At 31.3% G+C, this 25,148-nt stretch carries 13 protein-coding genes; 2 read left to right on the top strand and 11 right to left on the bottom strand.

Annotated features, from left to right (window positions below; genetic code table 11):
• Window positions 1-339 precede the first annotated feature (339 nt).
• A complete protein-coding gene (locus ACEG17_RS01435) occupies window positions 340-579 on the bottom strand; it encodes a thioredoxin domain-containing protein (RefSeq protein WP_147005528.1) in 240 nt (79 codons plus the stop codon).
• 470 nt (window positions 580-1,049) lie between these two features.
• On the opposite strand from ACEG17_RS01435, the gene metH reads away from it, so the two are divergent.
• Both metH and ACEG17_RS01425 read left to right on the top strand, forming a co-directional pair.
• Window positions 1,050-4,559 (top strand): methionine synthase, encoded by a 3,510-nt coding sequence (gene metH, locus ACEG17_RS01430; RefSeq protein WP_372582274.1) that lies wholly within the window; start codon window positions 1,050-1,052, stop codon window positions 4,557-4,559.
• A 75-nt stretch (window positions 4,560-4,634) separates the two neighbouring features.
• Window positions 4,635-5,174, top strand: coding sequence for a hypothetical protein (locus ACEG17_RS01425; protein ID WP_372582273.1), 540 nt, complete (start codon window positions 4,635-4,637; stop codon window positions 5,172-5,174).
• Between the two features lie 433 nt (window positions 5,175-5,607).
• Here the strand turns inward: ACEG17_RS01425 and ACEG17_RS01420 are convergent, their stop codons facing one another.
• From ACEG17_RS01420 to ACEG17_RS01375, 10 genes are all read right to left on the bottom strand, one after another.
• A complete protein-coding gene (locus ACEG17_RS01420; RefSeq protein ID WP_372582272.1) occupies window positions 5,608-11,949 on the bottom strand; it encodes an autotransporter domain-containing protein in 6,342 nt (2,113 codons plus the stop codon).
• A gap of 134 nt (window positions 11,950-12,083) precedes the next feature.
• A complete protein-coding gene (locus ACEG17_RS01415; RefSeq protein WP_372582271.1) occupies window positions 12,084-12,545 on the bottom strand; it encodes an autotransporter-associated N-terminal domain-containing protein in 462 nt (153 codons plus the stop codon).
• Window positions 12,546-13,133: 588 nt separating this feature from the next.
• Window positions 13,134-15,491, bottom strand: coding sequence for an endopeptidase La (gene lon / locus ACEG17_RS01410; RefSeq protein WP_372582270.1), 2,358 nt, complete (start codon window positions 15,489-15,491; stop codon window positions 13,134-13,136).
• A 130-nt stretch (window positions 15,492-15,621) separates the two neighbouring features.
• Window positions 15,622-16,851, bottom strand: coding sequence for an ATP-dependent Clp protease ATP-binding subunit ClpX (gene clpX / locus ACEG17_RS01405; protein WP_021745019.1), 1,230 nt, complete (start codon window positions 16,849-16,851; stop codon window positions 15,622-15,624).
• A 366-nt stretch (window positions 16,852-17,217) separates the two neighbouring features.
• Window positions 17,218-17,793, bottom strand: coding sequence for an ATP-dependent Clp endopeptidase proteolytic subunit ClpP (gene clpP, locus ACEG17_RS01400; protein ID WP_026746415.1), 576 nt, complete (start codon window positions 17,791-17,793; stop codon window positions 17,218-17,220).
• 181 nt (window positions 17,794-17,974) lie between these two features.
• Window positions 17,975-19,261, bottom strand: a complete 1,287-nt coding sequence (gene tig / locus ACEG17_RS01395) for a trigger factor (RefSeq protein ID WP_372582269.1) — start codon at window positions 19,259-19,261, stop codon at window positions 17,975-17,977.
• 57 nt (window positions 19,262-19,318) lie between these two features.
• A complete protein-coding gene (gene recJ / locus ACEG17_RS01390; protein WP_372582268.1) occupies window positions 19,319-21,016 on the bottom strand; it encodes a single-stranded-DNA-specific exonuclease RecJ in 1,698 nt (565 codons plus the stop codon).
• 87 nt (window positions 21,017-21,103) lie between these two features.
• Window positions 21,104-21,472 carry a 30S ribosome-binding factor RbfA gene (rbfA, locus tag ACEG17_RS01385; protein WP_372582267.1) on the bottom strand — a complete coding sequence of 123 codons (369 nt, stop codon included), beginning with the start codon at window positions 21,470-21,472 and terminating at the stop codon, window positions 21,104-21,106.
• Window positions 21,473-21,494: 22 nt separating this feature from the next.
• Entirely contained in the window at window positions 21,495-24,530 is a 3,036-nt protein-coding gene (gene infB, locus ACEG17_RS01380) for a translation initiation factor IF-2 (RefSeq protein ID WP_372582266.1), read from the bottom strand.
• A complete protein-coding gene (locus ACEG17_RS01375) occupies window positions 24,527-25,096 on the bottom strand; it encodes a DUF448 domain-containing protein (RefSeq protein ID WP_372582265.1) in 570 nt (189 codons plus the stop codon). The genes infB and ACEG17_RS01375 overlap by 4 nt, the downstream gene beginning before the upstream one ends.
• Window positions 25,097-25,148: the final 52 nt, after the last annotated feature.

Here is a 25,148-nt window from a genome sequence, read left to right as displayed (position 1 = left end):
TTTTCCGTCAAAAAGCTGCTCATTTTTATTTTACAAATACTTTTTTAAACCAAAAATCCTTAATTATGCTAACTCACTTAATTTTATATAATTTTAAATTTCAAGTAATTTTAAATATACTAAATATATAGTAAAATTTCTTTAAAACCAAGCTCAAAAGCTATAACTATTATTCTCAAACCCTAAATTTGTATAACTTTAAATTGTATAATTTTAAATTGGTTCGATTACATTTCCGAATTTTTGGCATAAAATATACCCAAAACTAAATATTTTAATAAAATTTGTTTTGAGTATTATTATTATTACTTTAAATTGTATTTTCAAATTGTTCTAAAGTTACATCATTGAGATAATTTCATTGATTTCTTCTGGCTTAAATCCAATCGTTCTTTTTATTTCTTCGTTTTCTTCAAATAAAATTACTGTTGGAACACTTCTTATTTTATATTTTACAGCAATCTCTGGATTGTCAAATGGATTTATTCTTTCATATTCTATTCCTTTTTTATCTAATAAGTCAGATACCATTGCACATGGATTACAATCATTTTTTTCAAATTTTATAATTTTTCTCATTTCTACATCTTCTCCTTTGTTATAAACAAAACACAATATATTGTGTTTGTTTTTAAATTTATATCGTATATGTAGTGTATCTCATTTTTGAAATTTTTTCAATAAGATTATATTTAATTTTTGATTAAAGAGTTTTCTAAGTTGATGGATAAAGGGGTTTTATAAATTATATATTTTATATATCAAAATTTTCTTATTTATTATTATTTAAAAAAGTTCTGAAAAAATAATAGTTTTTGTAATATTATTTTTTTATTTAACTATCAATATAAAAAATTTTCTAAAATTATTACAAATATAATTAAATTTATTTTTAAATAATGTTAAAAAATTTGTGATTATTTTTAAATATTTATATAAATTGTTTCTGATAAGTAAAAATATACTAGAAAAATATTATATTTCTATATACACATACACTTTTTTATGATAAAATAATAAAATGTAATTTGAAAATAGGAGCTGAAAAAATGAAAGAAAACAAATACAAAAATTCTTACAATTTATTGCAAAATGATTTAAAAAACAAAATATTACTGCTGGATGGAGCAATGGGGACTATGATTCAGCAGGAACATTTAACTGCCGATGACTTTGGTGGTGAAAAATATGAAGGATGTAATGATTATCTTGTTCTACAAAGACCTGACATTATTAAAAATATTCATAAAGGATATCTGGAGGCTGGGAGTGATATTATTGAAACTAACAGTTTTGGGGCTTTGGATATTGTCTTGAAGGATTATGACTTGGAAGATAAAGCTTTTGAAATGAATAAAGCTGCAGCGGAACTTGTAAATGAAGCTATTGCTGAATATAGAAGCGAACATCCTGAAGTTACTCGAAATCTTTATGTTGCAGGGGCATTAGGGCCTTCTAACAAATCTATCAGCGTTACTGGTGGCGTTACTTTCGAGGAACTTATCCATAGCTATTATACAGCTGTTTCAGGACTTCTTGCTGGTGGCGTGGATTTGATTCTATTTGAAACAATTCAGGATACAAGAAACTTGAAGGCAGCTTATTTGGGGCTTAAAAAGGCAATGGAAGAAAATTATACTGTACCGTTGATGCTATCGTTTACAATCGAAAGTACAGGGACTACACTTGCTGGACAGTCGGCAGACGCTTTTTATTACGCTGTAAATCATATGAATCCATTTTCTGTGGGACTGAACTGTGCAACAGGACCTGAATTTATGACACAATTTTTAAAGACATTGAATAATATTTCAAATACATATATTTCAGTTTACCCAAATGCTGGACTTCCTAACGAAGATGGGGAATACGAGGAAACTCCAGATACATTATCTGCAAAAATTGAGCCGTTTTTCCAAAATAATTATTTAAATATTGTTGGAGGGTGCTGCGGAACTACGCCTGAACATATTCAGAAAATTAAGGAAAAAAGTGTAAACTATTCTCCAAGAGTTATTGATGAAAGCAAAGATTTTAATGATGTATCAGGACTAATTACTCTAGAAACTCCCCAAAACCGTCCAATTTACGTGGGAGAACGTACAAATGTAATTGGTTCACGTATTTTTAAAAACTTAATTGCAAGCGAAAAATTTGACGAGGCTACAGAAGTTGCCAGACTTCAGATTAAGGGGCGTGCAGATGTAATTGATATTTGCCTTGCAAATCCAGACAGGGATGAAGTGGCAGACATGAAAGCTTTCTTAGATAAAGTGGCAAAATTTGCAAAAGTTCCTCTTATGATTGACTCAACTGATATAAATGTTATTAAGGAAGGTCTTACTTACTTACAAGGAAAAGGAATTATAAATTCGATTAACCTTGAAGATGGAGAAAAGAAATTTGCTGATATGGCAAAAGTTATTAAGGATTTTGGGGCTTCTGTCGTTGTGGGACTGATTGATGAGGAAGGAATGGCTGTTTCAGTTGAGAAAAAATTGAAAGTTGCTAGAAGAAGTTACGAACTTCTTACGAAAAAATACGGAATTGATGAAAGAGATATAATTTTTGACACGTTAGTTTTCCCAGTTGCTACAGGAGATCAGAAGTATATTGGCTCTGCCACAGCAACAATTGAGGCAATTAGACAAATTAAAGCTGAAATGCCAAATGTAAAGACAATTTTAGGAGTAAGTAATGTTTCATTTGGACTGCCTGTCGCAGGAAGAGAAGTTTTGAATACTTACTATATGCAAAAAGCCTACGAAGCTGGACTTGACTATGCAATAGTAAATACTGAAAAAGTTATGCCAATGGACGAAATTTCAGATGAAGAAAAGGAATTGGCAGAAAATCTATTATTCCATACAAACGATGAAAATGTATCAAAATTTGCAAACTTCTACCGTGAGAAAAAAGCCATCCAAAAAGTGGTCGATACAAGCAACTTAACTACCGAAGAAAAAGTCTCAAATTTAGTTGTTGAAGGAAGTAAAAAAAATCTGATTGTCTATCTTGATGAATTACTTCAGAAATATTCTCCAATCGACATAATAAACGGTCCTCTGATGACTGGAATGGATGAAGTCGGAAGACTGTTTAACAACAATGACTTAATTGTTGCCGAAGTCCTGCAAAGTGCAGAAGTTATGAAAGCCTCAGTTTCACATCTGGAACAGTTTATGGAAAAAGATGAATCATCTGTAAAAGGAAAAGTAATTATGGCAACGGTAAAAGGGGATGTTCATGACATTGGAAAAAATCTGGTTGGAATAATCATTGGAAATAATGGTTATGAAGTAATCGACTTAGGAATAAATACTCCTGCTGAAAAAATCCGTGAAGCAATTATTGAACATAAAGCAGACTTCTTGGGCCTTTCTGGACTTCTTGTAAAATCTGCCACAGAAATGGTGAATACTATGGGCGTTCTGCATGAAGCTGGTATTGATATTCCAATATTTGTAGGAGGTGCGGCACTTACGGAAAAATTCACTGTAAATAAAATTGAGCCTGCCTACAAAAATAATATCGTAATTTACTCAAGAGATGCAATGACGGCTCTTGCTGACTTAAACAAAATGATTGATGAGAAAAAATTTGAAGAATTTAAGGAATACTTGCAAAAACGTAGAGAACTCGTAACAATTAAAGATGCAAAAAAACTTGAGCAGTTAAAAGTTAAACCAACAGTAAGTGACATTAAGGATGCTGACGGAACATTTGATTTTTCAAAAGTTGAACTTCCAAAATACGACTTTGAAAAAATTTATAAGCCACAAACATTAAATAAACAAATTATAACAAACATAAAAGCAAAAGATGTATTCCCATTCATAAATTTACAAATGTTAATTGGAAAACACCTTGGAATGAAATGGATTGTAAATAATCTAATTGAAAAGCAAGATCCTAGAACAATAAAATTATACAATGAAATTTTGGATATTATCGAAAATGGTGATGAATATTTTGATATAAAAGCTATCTACAAGTTTTTCCCTGTACGTCGAAAAGCTGGAGAAAGAAAGGAAGATTTCAAAATCGAAGTTTTATCAGATGACTTGTCAACTGTTCTAGAAACATTTGATTTCCCAAGACAAAAATACGGACAGTTTTTATCATTAAATGATTATGTAAGCCCAGATGGAATTGACTACATCGGATTCTTCGTTGCAACTGCAGGAGAAAAATCAAGACTTGTTTCAAATGAACTTAAAGAAAAAGGTGAATTTTACAGAGGGCATATTGTAAACTCTGTAGGACTTGAACTTGCTGAAGCAACATCAGAATACATTCACAAAATGATGCGTCAGGATGTAGGAATTATTGACAAGGACATCTCCTTAAACGAAATTTTAAACGCTCAGTATCAAGGAAACCGTTACTCTTTCGGATACCCAGCCTGCCCAGATTTAAGTGACCAGAGAAAATTATTTAATTTATTGAAACCAGAAAGATACGGAATCTCTCTAACAGAAGAGTTTATGATGTACCCAGAAGCTACAGTAAGTGCGATTGTATTCTCACAGCCATTCTGTAAATATTTTAATATGTAGTTTTTGAATTTTTTGTAAGTGAAGTGTGTTATTTTAACTTATATAATGCACTTTTCTTATGAAAGGAGAAACAAAATGTATCAAATAATAAAAATGATTTTATTAAATTCAATTTTTATGGATTATATTGATATTCAAAAGTTGGATAAAAACGGATTTACAATACATATTATTGAAATAATGCTTGTTTTGTCACTAATTAATGGAATTATAAATTTATATGACGAGAAAAAATTTTTTATAATTGAATTTCTTATGATTATTTTATTTCATCTGGCTGGAAACAAGATTATTCTAGAAAATTTTTCATTTTTTTGGCAATTAATAAAATTAATTGGCGTTTATATTCTTCATCTTCTCATTACAACTGATGTAGGAATGGATGACAATAATATCAATCCTTTTTCTAAAATTGAATGGACAATAGTTTTAATTACTATTTTAATATTTTTACTGCTAATGTTAATTTTTAATATTGAAATTAACAGTTTAAGCATTCTATCACTTTATTGCATTACATTATTTAAATTAAAAGAAATTTTTATAAACATTACAGAATATATAGAGAATCAGAAGAAAATCGAAAAGGAAAATAGAGATAAATGGCAAAAATAATAATTCGTGATAAATTAATACTAAGCTCCATTTAAATAACGAATTCGTTAAAAACTTTTCCAATGAAGGATAAAAACCTAGTATTTCAAAATAATTAAAATTTTTTTTAATAAAGAAAAAACATAATAAAACAATAAAAACCATTATTAAACAAAATAATCTTATTCTAAAGCATATTAGAGACTACTTTCAAACGGGGAATAGGATAACAATTACATAGTTTGTAAATAGTATACTCGAACCCATTTAAAATTAAACTGATAGAAATTATATAATTTAGGGTTTGAGTAAAATAATCATAATTTTTGAGTTCTGTTTTAAACTAGTTTTACTATATATATAACAAAAAAATTGGAAGAAAATCTAAATTAATAGATAACTTCCAATTTTTTATAACTTTATTAATTAGAACTATAACTCAAAATATTAAGAATTAGTAAATAACTCTAAATCCAATTCCACCCCTAAAGTTTTCTCCAGTTGTATCATATCCAGCATTTACCGTTACTCCAAATCTTGTGTTGTCCCATCCAAAGTTTAAGTCAAACTTACCATTTCCTCTGTGATTTTCCTTATCTCCACGAAGTTTGTAGTAAGACGCTTTTGTTCCTTTTAGTTTGGCTTTATTTTGAACATCGTATAATTCACCTAGCTCGTTTTCATAAGCCGCTGTTAAACTAGCCGTTAATCTGCTTCTTTCACCCAAATCCTGCTTATAGTTAAATGATATTCCTGCTTCGGGTTTTACTGAAAAATAGTCGTTTCCTTTCACTTTCAAAGCCATAGGCCCTGTTTCTCTAAAGTCTGAATATTTTCCATATTCCAAATTCAAAGCTCCGTATGGACGGATACTTGTGTTTTCACTTGTTCTGAATTCTTTTCCAATTTCATTTTTAAGTGCGACACCGTAAGTAGTGTATTTTCCTTTTGCTTCAAATACTTCATCAACTATCCAGTATCTACGTTTCATATCTCCACGTCCTGCAAAAGCCTCTCCGGCAATCTTCCAAGTTAATGAGCCATTGTGATCATTGTAAGGCGATACTGTCTTGAATAATCCAGCTTTTACCATAGTTTGAGTTTCTTTCGATTTACCTAAATCTTTAAAGTCAAATCTGTTTGTTACAGCTCCTGCATACCATCCTGATTTACGTCCAAGTTTAACAGTTTCATTTTCATGAACATAAGCCACTCCGTAAGCATTATCTGTGTAATCAACTACGCCAGCTGTATCAGTGTTGTATTCTCCTCTATGACCAAACATTTTAATCTTGTTATTGTCTTTGGTAGGATTTCTCCATTCATCTTGCAAGTAATTAAATTCTTGACTCAAGATATCTCCAGTTTCTTTAGTTCTTTGTTGGATATTTGAGTATTGGTGACCTTTCATTTCATCGATTGCTTGAGCTAAAATGTGTCCTTCTCCACCTGTCAAGCTATTCAGCTTATCAAATATTGATTTTTCTTTCGTTCCCAAGCCTTCTACTCCGTATCTTTCTTCAAGTCCTGCCAGGAAGTTATAAGTTTGGGCATCTCCAGCTTTGGCAAAAATTGTATAAGGAATTTTTACCAGATATACTTTATCCAAAAGTCCAGTCGCAGCATTTTTTGTAGGCTGTGCCATCCAAGTAAGGCTGGCTGCAGTTGAGTTTAATGTTGTTCCAGCTGTTACTACTGAAGCTAGTGCATCATTATATGGTTTTAAAATATTATTCCCTATCTGTATTGCTTTTGCGGTAGTGTATTTTGCCGCTTCACTTCCGAAATATAAATTAATGTCTGTCAATCCTGTCAAGTTGTTTATTCCTTGTATAGGATTTGTGTAATTAACTCCTGAAGTATCTACATACATTCCTAAACTTGAAGCTTCCGAAGCTGATGGGAAGTTCAAGAAGTTACTTGTAGCAAGATTTATTGAAGTAATTCCTGATGGTGATGTTACAATTGCAGTTGTTGGTGCTGGTGCTGGAACATCTGTATCGACTTTAAATATTGGGATAACATTACCTTGTGCATCAGTAACAGTAGGTGGTGTCATTCTAGGCGGAACTTTAATTGTGATTCCTCCCATTTCTTTCATGTCATCAGCTGTTACTACTTTCATTCTAGGTGTTGAAGTTCCTGTTTGACTAAATCCTGTTATTGGACTTACTCCTGTTGCAGTATCATCAACATTTGCTACAGATTGAGTATCAGTCCAAACACCTGCACTCTTAGGATCTGATGCTGCGATATTTATTGTTCCGTAGTTCTTAACGTAACTTCCGTTAGCAACGTAAATACCTTTTACTGATGTAAGTCCGCTTGCTGTTGTTCTTATATTTCCCCAGTTTTCTCCTGTTGCTCCTCTATCAATGTACATACCTATTGTACTACTTCCAGAAAGGTCGATATCTCCATAGTTAACTGCTTTAGAACCTGCTCCTACCGCATACATACCCATTGTATTTGGCTGACTTACTTCTATTCTTCCTCTATTTATTACAGTTCCTTGATTAAATGTTTGACCACGTGTTGGTGAACCTGGAGTGTCATCATAATATCCAGTCGCCATACCTACACCAAATTCTTTAGCTGAAGTATTAGATGTTCCAACTTTAATAGTTCCAAAGTTAGTTGCAGTTCCACCTGTGGTTGCATACATTCCTACGTTTCCATTACCTGCTGAGAAATCAATTACCCCGTTATTTACCATCGTACCATTTCCATATAATCCGTAGTTTCTGTCTCCTGTTGTTGTTAACGTAGCATTATTAGTAATATTAGAAGCACTGTTATCTGTGTAAACATAGACTGCATCATTTGATAGTTTAACAGTTCCTGTATTTGAGTTAACAAATGTACCTGGAGCTTTTAATACAAAACCAAATGTTGAATTTTTCAAGTCCATAATAGAACCATTATCTGTTACATTAACTGTGTTATTTCCACCAGTAAATACCCCAACACTTTCCTTTTTAGGTATACCATTATTTACTGTTATTTTAGCTCCATTATCAATAACAACATTTCCAGGTGTTCCTACTTCACCAACAGCAAATATTCCAACACCATTTTGATTAACAGTTAAATTAGAATTCCCAGTTTCTCTTATATTTTTAGCATAAATTCCATAAGAATTATCTCCAACTGTAATTGTTCCGTCATTTGTAACTTGATTGTTAGATTCTGTAAATATTCCAATATTTGGAACATCAGTATTTGCAGATAATGTTGAATTTCCTACTTTAATAGTTCCACCATTGGCATTTATTAATACAGAATCCCTTCCTGCTATTCCTGAAGTAGTTGTTCCATAAAGTCCTATCTGTCCTTTTGTTCCTTGTAAGTCTATAATACCTTTATTCGTCGCAATTGCCTCATCAGCATAAATTCCTACTGCTTTTTCTCCTGTAAGTGTTATTATTCCATTTGAATCGTTAGTAGCTGTGTTTACCGCCACTGGTGTTATATTTGTAGGAAGCGGTACAGTTATTCCACTATTGTTTGTATATGTAAGAGGAGCTTTACTACTATTATTATATACCAATATTCCTTTTGCTCCTTCTCCATCAAGAACTAAATTACCATCATTATTAACTTTTATTATTCCTTCGTCTCCATTTCCAAATTCATTTCCAACAACATTACCGCTCGAATCTTGTCTATATGAAAGACCTAAAAGTCCTATAGATTTTTTTCCACCAATATTAATTGTACCTTTATTATCTATTTCGGAACCATTTACTACATATGCTCCAACTGCTTTATCATTTATAGTATTTGAGGTATTTGTTTCAATATTTAAAGTTGAACCATTAGAAATATTAATTTTACCATAATTTGTATATAATCCAATTGCTCCAGCTCCTGCATCTGTTCTATCAGAAGTTATTGTAATATTATTTACATTTATTCCAGTTTCATTATTACTACTTGCATTTGGTGTTGCAGTTACATAAAGTCCAACAACAGCACCATTTGGAGATTTCATTGCTGTTGCATCAGATGAACTTAATTCAGCTTTTACATCCGCATTTACATCAATAATACTTCTTTGTAACAATAAATTTCTAACATATTTATATGATTGAGTAGCTGCTGATATAGGTGTAGGTGTTACAGCTTCACTTTTATCTAATACTTGATCTATTTTAAATGATTTTCCATTATTTACACCATCAAGTACCGCTATCTTATAATCAGTTGCTGTTCCACCAATACCAGACAAGCTCACTCCTGAAGCACCAAGTAATACAGAATCAAAATTGCTCAAATTATGAGAAGTTGGATCTGTTACTCCTAAAAGTATAACATCATTTGAATCAATATCTATTCCAGCACCACTCAAACTGACATTTGAAACATATGTTCCACCAGTTCCCTTAATATTAAATCCTACTGCTTTTCCAAGTAATTTAATCTTAGAATTATTAGCATTTATAGTTCCACTGTTTTCTGTATAGAGAGCATAACCTTCTCCATTATATGTTACAGTAGCTCCTTCTACATTCACATTAGAGGTATTAAGTGCGTAGATTCCTCCACCACCTTCTCCTATTCCATTATTTACATTAATATCAGAATATTTTAATGTAATAACTGCATTTCCTTCTGCGTAAACTCCAACACCTTTATCTGCACCGGTATCAGTTACCGTTATTTTTAATTCACCTTTTGTAGAAGTTGGATTTGTAATAGCATTTTTACTGTCATCTGCTGTTACTGTTCCACCTTTTGCATAAATTCCACTAGCACCATCATTTCCTATAATGCTTACATTTAAAGCTGTTGCACCGCCATTATCTAATTTTATGTTAGCTATTCCACCATTCTCATTAAATAATCCTACTGAATTTTTACCTGTTGTTTCTATTTTACCATCTGTTGTCGCTGCTGTAAGTACTGCTCCTGTTACAGTTGTAGTTCCTGCATTAAATATTCCTACATTTCTTCCATCTGCACCTGTAAGTTTAATTTCTCCGCTATTTTCCCCTGTTGAACCAGAAGTAATATACATTCCAATACTTCCCACACCTGCCATTTCGATTTTACCAATCATATCATTTGTTCTAGCCGTATCATTTTTAGTTCTTCTGTTATGATTTGCTGCATTATTTGCATCTGCTGCTATTAAAACACTATTTTTAGCTTCTCCACCAGCATTTGCAACAAGTCCTACTGTATTTTTAAGTCCGGCATTTGTCTGATTAATTACTCCGTAGTTTACAACTTTTTGTCCAGTTCCATTAGCAAGCATAACTATATTTCCTGCTGCTTCTTCTATTGTTTTAGTTGAATTTACAGGATCTTGATATGTTACATATCCTCCATTTGAACCATTGATAGTTATTGTTCCCTGATTTTGCATTCCGTGTGCATCTGTTCTTAATAATACGTTATTTGTAGCTCCATGTCTTGTCTTTGTTATCCCACTATCTATATATGTAGTGTTAGCTGCATTATGAATATCAAAAGTTCCTATATTTCCAGTTTGTGCAGCTCCTTTACTATCTGTAAAGTTATCAAAGAAAATAAAGTCATTTGTATTATTTGCTGAATAACCTGCCATTCTTAAAATACCTACATTTTCATGTCCTTTTAAATCAACATTCAATGAAAAATAGTTTGAAATAGGGTTATCTCCTATAAGTCTTTCGTAGTTTTTGTTTCCAGCTATTGTATAAATTCCATTGGCTGCTACAGTAGCACCATTACCAGTAGCAGTATCTTTAACATTAGCTGATACTGATTTCTGAATAGCTAGTCCAACATTATTTGTTCCATCAACTGATACTTTCCCATTTCCACCAGATATAGTAACATCATCATAGTAAGTATCAGCTATAGCACGTGATGTTAAATTTCTCATTCTAAATCCATAATTCCTATTATCATTTACAACAATATTTCCAAGCTCTACATCTACTGGAATTGTTGGAGAAGCCGCATAATCACCAAAATCTATTCCTATACTATCAGTTGTCGTATTATTTCCTGTTCCTATTGTAATTTTTCCTCTATTAATAGTCTGTTCATTATTTTTCTTTCTCAATCCATTTGCATCATCTGCTTCTGACTCAATATCAATCATAATTCCTATTATCTGATTACCTCTGTTCAGGTTCATATTTCCTGTATTAAGCCATGTTGAATATCCATCTGACAAATCGGCAGTAGCCCCAACAGCAGAATTCCATAATTGATGTTCTACTCCTATTGTAATTCCAGAACCGTTAGATTCTATATTTAAATCTCCATTCAGCTTTGAAGTATAGTGTTGTCCAAATCCAGACCAAAAAGTACCAGAACCAGGAGCATAAACTGGACGTTCAGTACCATTAATAAGTCCGGCAGGATTATAACTTATAAATATTTTCTGATCTGAAGAATTTGTTTTAAATGTATAATTTCCATTGTAATTTACATCACGTGGACGTAAATCATTAATAAAAGCATTTTTTCCTCCAAATGTATTTGAATTATTAATGCTTACTGTAGCAGCAGGGGCTGAAGACCATGGTTTTCCACCTTCTTTGGCCGTTACACTTGCCGTTAAACTTCCTGCTGTAGCATTTGAAGCACTATTTGTCATTTCAACTACAAAATTATTAGCATTATATGTTTCAAAATTTTCTATTACTACTGTTCCAGACCCTGTTAAAAATTTATAATCACCTATCCTACCTATTGAATCACCTTGTCCAAAACCAGTTCCTACAAAACTTAATGCAGGTGGATTAAATGTATTTATAGTAGCGGGAGTACCAATTTCAATTCTTGAAATACTTGGCACTGTTCTTGTTTCGAAGCTTGGGAACCCACCATCTGCCCCTGCAACAGTGAATGTTGGCGGTTGCTTGTCAATATTTTTTGGTCTAACAGCAGCATCTACTGGTACCGCCGAAATTGGTTCAATAACTTTATTATTTAAAGTGTTCCATATTTCCCACCATCGAATGTTCCAAATTTACTGCTGGCATCTCTTTTGTATTTAATATTTTCTGTTTTATCTCCACGACCTTTGTATTTTCCTTGCCAGTCATTGTAGAAGAAATTCATTCCATATTGCCAACTGCTCCAAGGCGATTTTACTACATGATCTCCTTGTTCCATTAACTGAATTAATTCAAGGTTTGTACCTTTTATCAGTTTTCTGTTTTCAGCTTTTGCACGCTTGAAATCTGTTCGTATCTGACTTATTGACGTATTAATCTGATGAACCTGGTTTTTAATGCTCGAATCAGCTGTAGGCGCTGAAAATAAATTAACTGACAATAACATTCCGCATAATAAAAATATAAGCAATGCAGAATCAGTGTATTTAAAGTCTTTACATCTTTTGGCAAAGGCTTTTAAATCTTTTTTTACTTGTAACAAACTTTTTGTCATAAATCTCTCCTCTTTCCTTATTTTTTAGAATTTTTAAGTTTCATTTGAATCCCTTTGAATTTAATAAAAAATTAAATTAACTTGGAATTCTAATAACACAGCTTTAATTTTAAATAAATATTGCCATATTATAAAACAACTTAAAATTTTCACAAAAATAATGGAATAATCTAAAATTAGATGATATTTAGCTTTAGTGATTTCAAATAAAATAAGTGATTTTTTGATTTTAGATTAATATTGTCTTTGTGAAAAGTTATTAATATATATATAATACAAAAAACTAAAAAAATCAAGTGTTTTTTTAAAAAAAATTAAAAAAATTTTTTAAATTTACTTTTTTTTCTAAGAAAATAATAAAAAGACTAGAATTTATCTAGCCTTTTAGTCCATATTTCGAAAAATTTCTAATCTCTTTTTTAATTTATCTAATTTTTCTTTTTTTCAAAACAGTATGTATACTTAAAAAAAATATATCAGTCTAATTTTATGCTAATGAAAATTTATACTAAAAAATAAGGGCAAACTTAGTTATATTTCTAAGAATCTCTATTGTTTTATTCCCTCAATATTTTTTATTAAATACTTTTACTTATTATTTCTTTTTCCTGCTTTTTTTACTTCTTTCTTCTCTACAAAAACAATCTTTTTCACATCATCGTAAGTTTTAGCAAAGTAGAATTTCATCTGGTCTGCAATTTCCTTTGGCAATTCCTCTGTATCAACTTTATTGTCATAAGGAAGTAGAACATCTCTTATTCCAACCCTATGAGCTCCAATTACCTTCTCCTTGATTCCACCAACTGCCAGAACCTCTCCAGTAATCGTAATCTCTCCTGTCATTGCGACATCTTGCCTAACTTCCTTATCCGTCAATACTGAAATAATTGCTGTTGTAATTGTAATACCTGCTGATGGCCCGTCTTTAGGCACTGCTCCTTCTGGGAAGTGTAAATGAACATCTGTTGTTTCGTTAAATTTTTCCTTGATACCAAGTTCATTTTTTATATGTCTTACGTAAGAATAAGCCACTCTAGCTGATTCCTGCATTACGTCTCCTAGTTTTCCTGTAAGCTGCAGCACACCTTTTCCTTCCATTTTTACTGCCTGCACTTCTAAAGTTGTACCTCCGACTGCTGTCCATGCAAGTCCATTTACAACACCAATTTTACCTTCTTTTTCCTTGACTTTATCTGCTCTGAATTTTGGATTTCCTAAATATTTCTTGATTTTTGTTTCAGAAACAGAGATTTTTTTACTCTTAGATTTTGATACAAGTATTTCTTTTGCTATTTTTCTGAATAATTTACCAATTTCTCTTCGTAAATTTCTTACTCCAGCTTCTCTTGTGTATTCATTTATAATCTTCATGATTGCTTTATCAGAAAATGAAACTTTATAATCCTTTAATCCATTTTCTTCTTGTGTTTGAGGTATTAAATATTTTTTTGCAATATTTAATTTTTCAAATTCTGTGTATGATTCGATTGAGATAATCTCCATTCTATCACGAAGTGGTCCTGGAATTCCTCCCAAATCATTTGCTGTACAAATGAAAAATACGTTTGACAAGTCAAAAGTATGATCGATATAGTGATCTTCAAACGAGTTGTTTTGTGCAGGATCTAGAACTTCCAGCATTGCTGAAGCGGGATCTCCTCTAAAGTCAGAAGCCATTTTATCAATTTCATCAAACAGCATTACTGGATTATTTACACCAACCTGTTTCAATGAGTTTATAATTCTTCCCGGCATTGCTCCCACATAAGTTCTTCTATGTCCACGAATTTCAGCTTCATCTCTTACTCCACCAAGTGATATTCTTGTGAATTTTCTGTTCATTGAACGTGCCACCGAATGTGCAAGCGATGTTTTCCCTACACCTGGAGGTCCTACAAGACAGATAATCGAACCTTTTAATGTGTTATTCAATTTTTTAATTGCCAAGAATTCTAATATTCTTTCCTTAACTTCTTCCAATCCATAATGATCTTCATTTAGAATTTTTTCAGCTTTTTCAATATCAATTTCATCATTAGTTGAAACTTCCCACGGTAATTCAAGTACAGTTTCAAGATACGTTCTGATTACCGAAGATTCAGCAGAAAAGTCTGGCATCTTCTTCATTCTTGAAAGCTCTTTTACCAGTTTATCTTTTAGCTCCTGAGGAATTTTTGCATCTCTAACTCTTTGGTCAAGTTCCTCCAGTTCTTCGTCAGAATCAGTTCCTTCTCCCATTTCTTCACGCATTACCTTAATTTTTTCACGTAAATAATAGTTTTTCTGAACTTCTGCCATTTGTTCTTTTACACGATTTTCAATCTCACGTTCAAGCATAAAAATCTCAATTTCTCTTTCAAGAATACTCAAAATTTTATATGCTCTTGCTTCCACATCTAATATTTCCAATAATTCTTGTTTTGTTTCAACTGCTACCATCAGATTTGTACAAATCAAATCAAATACCTTGTCAATATTGCTAATCTCTTTTATATTATAAATAATGTCAGGCAATACTTTATTAGTTTTCTGTGCATAATTTGAAAATTCATCAATTACTCTACGTTTCAAGGCTTCAGCTTTACTCTCCTCGATAGGCTTTGAAAAAATTTCTTCATATTCAGCATAAACAACACCATTATCATCTTTTGGAAATTGGTTGATTAAAACTCTATGCTTAGCTTCAACTAGTACCTTAACATTTCCATTTGGCATTTTTACCGTCTGTATAACGTGAACTAAAACTCCCGTTTCATAAATATCTTCTGGAAATTTGGGCTCTTCTACATTTGCATCTTTTTGTGCCGAAAGAATTAGTTTGCTGTCAAATCTTGCTATTGCTTCTTCAAGACTTTTCAGGCTTGACTGCCTACCGATAAAAATCGGAGTTACAACACCTGGAAATACAACTAATTCTCTTGTTGCTATAAATGGTTTATTTTGCATAATTTCTCCTTTCATACTTTAAAATCTGCTCTTTAATACAGTAAAACTGCTTTAAAATCAGATTTAATAAATAAAATCCCATTATTATTTAATAATTTTCAAGTTTATTATAAATAATTTTAAATCTTGATTACTCTATAACCACTTTTTCTTTATCTGTAACCGCTTCTTTTGTAATTATCACTTTCTTAACATTTTCCTTCGATGGAATTTCATACATTAAATCAGTCATAACACTTTCAATAATTGAACGAAGCCCCCTCGCTCCAATTTTTCGCTTAAGTGCCAGCTGTGCAATTTCAACAATCGCATCCTTATCAAATTCCAAGTCAACATTTTCCATTTCGAAATATTTTTTATATTGTTTAACAAGCGAGTTCTTAGGCTCTGTCAGTATCTTAATCATAGCCTCTTCATCAAGTCCATGAAGTGCCGTGATTACTGGTAACCGCCCAATTAATTCAGGAATCAGTCCAAATTTTATTAAATCTTCAGGCAGTACATTTTCAAATAAAGTCAAATCATCTAGTTTTGTATTTTTTGTTTCAAGCCCAAATCCAACTCTTTTTTCATTAACTCTATCCTTAACTTTCGCTTCCAGTCCTTCAAATGCTCCACCAACGATAAATAAAATATCCTTTGTGTTAATTTCAATCATTTCCTGATTTGGATGCTTTCTTCCACCTTGTGGAGGCACACTTGCAACAGTTCCTTCAATAATCTTAAGTAACGCCTGCTGTACTCCTTCTCCAGAAACATCCCTTGTAATTGACATATTTTCCGATTTTCTAGCGATTTTATCAATTTCATCAATATAAATTATTCCATGCTCTGCTGCTTCAATATCATAATCAGCCGCTTTTATCAGTTTTAAAAGTACATTCTCAACATCATCCCCAACATATCCAGCTTCTGTCAATGTTGTTGCATCTGCAATCGCCAAAGGCACATTCAATGTTTTCGCTAGTGTCTGTGCAAGCAAGGTTTTTCCGCTTCCAGTAGGTCCTACTAGCAGTACATTTGATTTTTGAAGCTCCACATCATTATCTACATTTTTCTGTTTGTGCATTATTCTCTTAAAATGATTATAAACCGCCACAGACAACACCTTTTTAGGCTGTTCCTGTCCGATAATATATTCATCAAGTTTTGCCTTTATTTCTTTTGGCTTTAACAGCGTGATTTCCCTGTTATGCTCATTTTCGTCATATTCCCTAAAACTGTCCAGTAATTCAGCACTGTCTTCTATACATTCATTACAAATAAACACATCATCCTCTTCAGGACTCTGTATTAACCGTTCCACTTCATGCTCTTCCCTGCCACAGAATGAACAGTAATTTTTTTTCTTATTTGCCAATATTTTTCACCTCGTTTTTTCTTTATATAATTCCTATTTATATATTTTTATTATTAATTTCTATTTTATTATTTTACTTATTATTTTTTTAACGCAGAGGTATCAAGCGCCATACCTCTGCACTCCCGCTTTACGCAAAACTTTCTTATAAAAGAAAAATAGAACTCGCTTTTAAATATAAATTATTTCAACACAAATAATTTTATATCAATTTAAAATTTATTTTAAAAGCTCAGACAGCTATTTTTCTTCTAACGAAATTTTGCTTAATATGTATTTAATTAAATAGAAGTTTAGATAATTAAAAATGAAACTATCATAAATAAAATTTTCTATAATTTTAAAAATATATTTTAAATAAAGTTTTTATAAAATTTTATCTATCAATCCATAATTTACAGCTTCTTCTGGTGACATAAAGTTGTCTCTTTCAGTATCTGCGTAGATTTCTTCTACTGATTTTCCAGTTGCTTCTGATAAAATTTTGCTTGTAATTTCCTTCATTCTTTCAATTTCTTTTGCCTGGATCTGAATGTCTGTTGCTTGACCTCTTGCTCCACCTAGTGGCTGATGAATCATGATTCTTGAGTTTGGCAACGAGTATCTTTTACCTTTTGCTCCAGCCGCTAATAACACTGCTCCCATGCTTGCTGCCTGTCCTACACATACTGTAGAAACATCGCTTTTTATGTGACGCATTGTGTCGTAAATCGCAAGCCCAGCGGTAATTACTCCTCCTGGACTGTTTATATACATAACTATATCTTTTTCATTATCCTGTGCATCTAAAAATAATAATTGAGCGACAATCGCATTTGCCATTCCATCTTCAACTTCTCCACTTACAAAAATTATTCTATCCTTTAAAAGTCTTGAATAAATATCATAACTTCTTTCCCCACGCCCATCATTTTCAATAACTACTGGACTATATGCTGACATATTATTTCCTCCTGTTTCCGTCAATTTTCTTTCATTTTTTATTTTCTCTTGTTATTACAAAATTGTTTTAACATTTTGCAATTTAAATATAGAGAAAAAAGAATTTCGCAATAAACTATTTTATCACAAAATTCTTCTAAAATCAAAATATTCTTTTTATTTAGCAATTTTCTCAAAATTACTATTTAACTTTTGCTTCTTTTACTAATAAATCAATTGTTTTTTGATTTACTAATCTATAGTTTGTTTCATCAATGAATCTTTCATAGTTTCCATTTTTTCTTACATCAGCTATTAATGCATCTTTTTCAAGTCCATACATTGCAGCTAATGTTTCGATTTCTTTTGATACTTCTTCATCAGTTGCTTTAATTCCTTCAGCTTTTGCGATTTCAGCTAGTACTAATTCTGTTTTTACTGCTTTTTCAGCATTTTCTTTTGAGCTTTCTCTCATTGCTTCCATCGTTTGCCCTGTCATTTGGAAGTATTGGTTAAGATTAATTCCTTGCATTTGCAATTGTTGTGCAAATCTGTTGATTTGGTAGTCAATTTCTCTTTGAACTAATGCTTCTGGAACTTCAACTTCTGTTCCGTTTACTACAGCATCTATAACTTTGTTCTTAAATTCATTTTCTGCTCTTGCTTCTTCTCTTTTTGTAATATTTTCTCTAGTTTTAGCTGTCATATCTTCAACAGAATCAAATCCTAATTCTTTTGCTAAATCATCATTTAATTCAGCTTCTTCTTTTCTCTTGATTGAATTTACTTTTACTTTGAATAAAGCTGGTTTTCCTTTTAGGCTTTCAGCGTGATATTCTTCAGGGAATGTAACATTTACGTTAAATTCATCACCTTTTTTATGTCCTACGATTTGATCTTCGAAAGTGTCAATAAAGCTGTGAGAACCTAATGTCAAGTCATATCCTTCAGCTTTTCCTCCATCAAATGCTTTACCATCTATAAATCCTTCAAAGTTAATATTTACAACATCATCATTTTTAGCTTCTTCATTTTCTGCAACTTCTTTTAATTTTGCAGCATTTTCTCTTAATCTTTCAATTTCTTCGTTTACTTTTTCATCAGTAATTTCTACTTTTTCCTTTTCTACTTCCACACCTTTATATTGTCCCAATTCAAATGCAGGCAATACAGGTATTGTAAATACTACTTCAACTTTGTCATCATTAAGCTCATATTTTTCAAGTTTAATATCAGCAATTGGTTTTAATTCATTTTCTGCAACTGCTTTTCTGTATTCATCAGAAATAATGTGGTTTAATATTTCTCCTTCAATTTCTTTCTTGAATTTTTCTTCAATTACTTTTGCAGGTACGTGTCCTGGACGGAATCCATCAACTTTCGCATCTTTAAAATGTACCAAAACATGCTCTTTTAAGTGTTTTAACTCTTTTCCTTCTCTAACTGCTGATACTTCATAAGTTGATTCATTTAATTTTTTTACTGCCATCTTTTTAATTCCTCCTAAAATTTTTTATTATATATAATTTTTTTAATTAATTTATTTTTATTTAAAATCCTTTATTTTCAATTCGATAAATAAATCTGAATGTCCTGACTTAAATATCGGAGTATAAACTATTTTAAATTTTTTCTTATAAAAATTATTTGCTTTCAATTTATGTCCTAAATTATATCCAATTACTGAAATAATACGGTTATTTTTTCTGACAAATCCTTTAAAATGTCGATTATTTATCCCAAATCTCGTTAAATTTAGAAAATTAATATCTGAATCCATAAAGTTCGGCTCCTGATTATCTAGCCCAAAAGGCGACAGCCTATTTATTTCATGTAATTTTCTTTTGTTTAAATACTCAATGTTCAACCATGCATCAACATACAAAGTTTTTTGCACATTTTCCCTATTTTTTCTTGCAAGTCTTTGCCGCAGATGTTTTTCAATTTCACCTAAATATTTTTCTGAAACAAGAAATCCTGCCGCCAAGTCATGTCCTCCAAATCGCTCCAATTTATTCGACACGCTTTTTAAAATATCAAAAATGTTAATTCCTTCAATACTTCTGCATGATGCCTTTCCATATCCATTTTTTATTGAAATAAGAATTACTGGAATATTATATTTTATTGAGATTCTTGAGCAGACTACCCCAATTACGCCAGAATGCCATTTTCTGCTTTTCATAAAAATATATTTGGGACGTTCTAGACGCTGTATTTTTTCTTCCAGCTCATTATAAATCTCATTTTCCAAATAACGTCTGATTTTATTAGCTCGCTTCATTTCCTCAATAATCGAGAAAAGTTTAAAATCATCTTCCTGAATAAAGAAATTTACAACAATTTTTGAATTATCAATTCTTCCAAGTGCATTAAAAATTGGTGCAATAAAAAATCCAATATCGCTAGTTGTTATATTTCTAGGATTTATCTTCAAATAGTTAATAATATACTTTAAACCTTTTATTTTGGTTTTTTTTAAATTATTTAGTCCTTTTTTTATGATAAACCTGTTTTCATCAGTCATTGGTACTACATCTGCAACTGTTCCAATCATTATAATATCCATATAATCATACAGTATTTTTTTATTTGCATCATATCTTTCATAAATAGCGTCAGCAAGTTTAAAGGCAACTCCTGAACCTGACAGAGATTTATTTGGATAAGTTTTACTAGTCTTTGGATTTATTGTAAGAATCCCCAATTCTTTTTCCTGATTCTTATCTTCCAGAACTCCAATCTGCCTATGATGATCTGTTATAATTATATCGATACCGCTATTTTTTAACATTAATATCTCTTCATGGTTATTTATTGAAATATCAACTGTTATAAATAATTTTGCATCCCGTTTTTTCAAAAAATTTAAAAGGTTTTTATTTATACCTATCCCTTCGTGAACACGATTTGGAATATAATAATCAACATTAAGTCCCAATTTTCGTAGCATTATTACTAGATATGCTACTCCAGATATACCATCAACGTCATAATCTCCATAAATTACAATTTTTTCTTTATTTTTCCCAGCTTTTTTTATTCTTTCTACGACTTTTTCCATATTTTCAAATAAAAATGGATTATGAATATCTTTTTTATCTGAATTTAAAAACTTAGAAACTTTTTCCTTTGTGTCAATTCCTCGATTCAAAAGCAGCCTTGAAATTAATCTGCTTTCACCAAATTCAGAACTTTTTGTTGTCAAATAATCTTCATTATAGCTTTTTAATTCCCATTTCATTACAAGATTAATCGCTTCCTTTTTTGTTTAGTTGAAGGACTGCTTCAAAATCAAACTAGTTCTATATTTTTAAAGCAGACCCATGTTTTATTCGATATTGTGATCATCCTTTTTTATTTCGTTCAATATCGAAGCAATTTTTACTCCATATTCAACGCTGTCATCCAAATGAATTCTCACTTCTGGAACAAATCTTATCGACAGCTGTGAACCTATTTTTTTTCTAAAAAAACCTTTTAACTTATTCAAATCTTCGGCGATTTTTTCTTTATTTACCTTATCTTTCAAATCTAGTACCGAAAATGTTAAATCAAGGTATCGTCCATCTTTTGTCAGCTCAACCTTGTGAATTGATACAAGATTTTTTATTTTGTCATTTTTTATTTCTGTTAAAAGTGTCATTCCGATAATTCTTGATATTTCCTTTTCCAGTCCTCTTTTTCTTCTATCATTCATACAATTATCACCTATCTATCCGTTATCTTGGGATTTCTTCCATAATGTACGATTCAATAATATCTCCAGCTTTAATATCATTAAAGTCTTGAATACCAATTCCACATTCTTGTCCCATTACAACTTCTTTAACATCATCTTTAAATCGTTTCAATGAACCTAATTCACCATCAAAAATGATAATTCCATCACGAATTACACGAATTTTTGAATCTTTTGTAACTTTTCCATCAACAACGATTGCTCCAGCAATATTTCCAACATTTGATACTTTAAACACTTGCTTAACTTCTATTCTTCCATAGTAAACTTCTTTAAATTCAGGATCAAGCATTCCTTTCATTGCTTTCTCAATTTCTTCAGTTGCATGGTAGATTACGTTATAGTTTCTAATTTCTACTCCAATTTTTTCAGAAATGATTCTAGCTGGTGTTGTTGGACGTACATTAAATGCAATTATAATCGCATTTGATGCTTCTGCAAGTTTTACGTCTCCTTCAGTTACAGCTCCTGCACTTCCTTGAATTACGTTAATTACAACTTTTTCAGTATTAAGTTTTTCAAGTGATTCTCTTAATGCTTCAACAGACCCTTTTGAGTCGGCTCTTATAATACATTTCAATTCTTTTAATTCTTGTTCTTCTAATTCTTGAGACAAACTTTCTAGTGAAATATGTTTTTTCTTATTCTGCTCGTTTACTTTTTTCTCTCTAATAAAGTCTTCTACAATTTTTTTAGCTTGCTTATCGCTTTCTACACCGTATAAAACATCACCTGCATTTGGCACAACATTAAATCCTGTAATTTCTACTGGCTGTGAAACAATGGCTTTATTTATTTTTTTACCTCTGTCATCAAGCATTGAACGGACTCTACCATGAGCTTCCCCTGCTACGAACACATCTCCAATTTTAAGTGTCCCTTCCTGCACAAGCACATCGGCAACTGCTCCCATTTTTGGATCCAGTCTTGACTCTACTACAACTGCTTTAGGACGTTTGTTTGGATTGGCCTTTAATTCTTCAAGTTCCGCTGTAATTAGTATTGTTTCAAGAAGTTCTTCTAAATTAATTTTCTGTTTTGCAGAAATTTCAACAAATTCAGTAGTTCCTCCCCATTCAGGTGACATCAGTCCATATTCAGTCAATTCAGTTCTAACCTTCATAGGATCTGCACCTGGCTTATCAATTTTGTTAATTGCAACGATTATTGGGACTCCTGCTTCCTTAGCATGAGAAATTGCCTCTACAGTTTGGGGTTTTACCCCATCATCAGCTGCTACAATTAGAATTGAAATATCTGTAATATTCGCTCCTCTTGCCCTCATTTCAGTAAACGCCTCATGTCCTGGAGTATCAATAAATGTAATTCTTTGACCTTTCCAATTTACTTGATAAGCCCCTATTTTTTGCGTGATTCCTCCAGCTTCATCACCCATTACATTTGTGTGTCTAAGTGCATCTAATAACGATGTCTTACCGTGGTCAACGTGTCCCATTATTGTAATAACAGGTGCTCTTGTTACAAGTTCTTCATCTGTATCTTCCTGCTCAAGATGATATTTTTCACCATAACTAACTTCTTCAACTACTTCTTTTTCTACAATTACTTCATATTCAAGAGCCACTTCTTCGGCTTCTTCAAATGATAAAATTGCATTTGCAGTAAGAAGTTTTCCTTCCATAAAGAATTTTTTAATTATATCAGAAACATTGATTCCTAGTTTTTCAGCTAAATCTTTAATAACAATTTCTTCTCCAATTGTTATCATTCCTATGCTCTCTCCTTCAATTCTAACAATTTCATCCTTGACAACTTTTTCCTGTTTCTTGTTTTTCTTTTTCTTTTTGTCATCTTTTCTAAAGTCTGAACGAAGTTCTTTTTCTTGATGTTCTCTGTCTCTTCTGTTTTTTTCGTATTTTTTCTTCTCAAATTTTCCTTTTCCTTTTCCACCAGCTTTCCCTTTTTCGGCTACTGTTGCTGCAGGAATTTCAGATGCTGGCTCCTTTTTAGCATTAGAAAAACTTCGGCTGTCTCTTCTAAAGTCATCTCTGTCCTTATTAAATCCGCCTTTATCAGAAAATCCTCTATTGTCCTGTCTATCTCTAAAGTTTCTTGAACCACTTTGATTATCTCTATCTCGATTTTGGAAACTTCGGTTATCACGGCCATCTCTTGATTGAGTATTTCCATCTCTATTAAAGCCTCGGTTATCTTTTCTGAAGCTGTCTCTTCCTTCTCGTCTAAATCCGTCTTTATTTCTATCTTCTCTATTTCGGTTGTCTCGATTTTGGAAGTTTCTTCCTCCATTTTCCCTATTATCTTGATTATCTTTATTTTGGAAGCTTCGGTTATCACGGCCATCTCTTGATTGAAAATTTCCATCTCTGTTAAAGTTTCTATTATCTTTTCTGAAATTATCTCTTCCTTCTCGTCTAAATCCGTCTTTGTTTCTATCTTCTCTATTTCGGTTGTCTCGATTTTGGAAGTTTCTTCCTCCATTTTCTCTGTTTTCTCTATTTTGAAAATTCTGCTTATCTTTATTTACTTCATTCATTTTATTACTCTGACTACTCAAATTAACTTTCATCTCCATTTTCTTTTTATTTTCTTTTTTATCAAATTTATGATTTTTATTATTATCTAAATCTTTTACATTATTCAGATTATTTTTATTACTATTATCTGATTTATTTTCTGCATTTAGTTTAATATCTTTTTCCAATGGCTGTTTTGATTTCTCATAATTTTTATTAATGTTTTCTTGTTCATTAATTTTATTATGTTCAATACTATTGTTTTTTTGATTGTCTGAATGGCTATTTACTGTTTTTGCAATATTTTCATTTGATTTAATTTCTTTTTTATTCAGATTCTCCGTTTTACCGTTATTTTGATTATTTTGGACACCTTTTTGAAGTTTTTTCCTTATAAGGCTTACTTCTTCATCACTTAGTACATTCATGTGGTGTTTTTTATCTACCCCAAATTTTCTGATTTCCTCCATAAATTTTGTTGCCGTAAAACCATTTTCCTTTGCTAATTCATGCACTTTCATCCATTCATCACCTCCACTTTGCTTAATATTCCTTTTATTACTTTTTTGTTAAAAATACCTATGACATTTACATCTCTTGAAAAAAGTCTTATTAATTCTTCTTTCTTTTCAATAAATATAATTTCAAAATTAAAGTTTTTCTTCATTTTTTCAAATTCTTCAATATATTTTGCCTTTATATCTGATGGAATAATCACAAGTTTTATCTTATCACGTTTTATTCCATCAAAAACTTCATCTATTCCAAACACAAAATATTCGGAATTTTTCATTGGCCTTAAAATGTCGATTATACTTTTCTTTTCATTCTTTACTTGCTCCAGCATTTTTACTAGCTGTTCAATTTCAATGTTATATTTTTTATGTTTTGAAAGCCTTTCAATGCATTCATTCGTTTTACAGACGTAAAATCCTCTTGCCTGAACTTTCATTCCATTATCAAAAATATATTTTCCATCTTGCTCAGTTATCCGAAAAAATTCATTTTTTTGACCTTTTCTTCTGCAGCATATACACATTCTTTCAGGCTTATTTATTTCTTTTACATTTTCATTCAATGTATCCAAACTATCCGTTCATCTCCTTGTTTGATACAATTTAATTTAAAATTGCTCTTTT

Origin of the sequence: Leptotrichia hongkongensis (assembly GCF_041538065.1) — a bacterium.
Taxonomy (GTDB): domain Bacteria; phylum Fusobacteriota; class Fusobacteriia; order Fusobacteriales; family Leptotrichiaceae; genus Leptotrichia; species Leptotrichia hongkongensis.
This window is presented reverse-complemented; position numbering and strand designations above follow the sequence as displayed.

What these genes read in the sequence shown, in the direction of transcription:
- ACEG17_RS01435 (WP_147005528.1), bottom strand. Translation starts at nt 579, where the DNA reads ATGAGAAAAATTATAAAATTTGAAAAAAATGATTGTAATCCATGTGCA.
- metH (WP_372582274.1), top strand. Translation starts at nt 1,050, where the DNA reads ATGAAAGAAAACAAATACAAAAATTCTTACAATTTATTGCAAAATGAT.
- ACEG17_RS01425 (WP_372582273.1), top strand. Translation starts at nt 4,635, where the DNA reads ATGTATCAAATAATAAAAATGATTTTATTAAATTCAATTTTTATGGAT.
- ACEG17_RS01415 (WP_372582271.1), bottom strand. Translation starts at nt 12,545, where the DNA reads ATGACAAAAAGTTTGTTACAAGTAAAAAAAGATTTAAAAGCCTTTGCC.
- lon (WP_372582270.1), bottom strand. Translation starts at nt 15,491, where the DNA reads ATGCAAAATAAACCATTTATAGCAACAAGAGAATTAGTTGTATTTCCA.
- clpP (WP_026746415.1), bottom strand. Translation starts at nt 17,793, where the DNA reads ATGTCAGCATATAGTCCAGTAGTTATTGAAAATGATGGGCGTGGGGAA.
- tig (WP_372582269.1), bottom strand. Translation starts at nt 19,261, where the DNA reads ATGGCAGTAAAAAAATTAAATGAATCAACTTATGAAGTATCAGCAGTT.
- recJ (WP_372582268.1), bottom strand. Translation starts at nt 21,016, where the DNA reads ATGAAATGGGAATTAAAAAGCTATAATGAAGATTATTTGACAACAAAA.
- rbfA (WP_372582267.1), bottom strand. Translation starts at nt 21,472, where the DNA reads ATGAATGATAGAAGAAAAAGAGGACTGGAAAAGGAAATATCAAGAATT.
- infB (WP_372582266.1), bottom strand. Translation starts at nt 24,530, where the DNA reads ATGAAAGTGCATGAATTAGCAAAGGAAAATGGTTTTACGGCAACAAAA.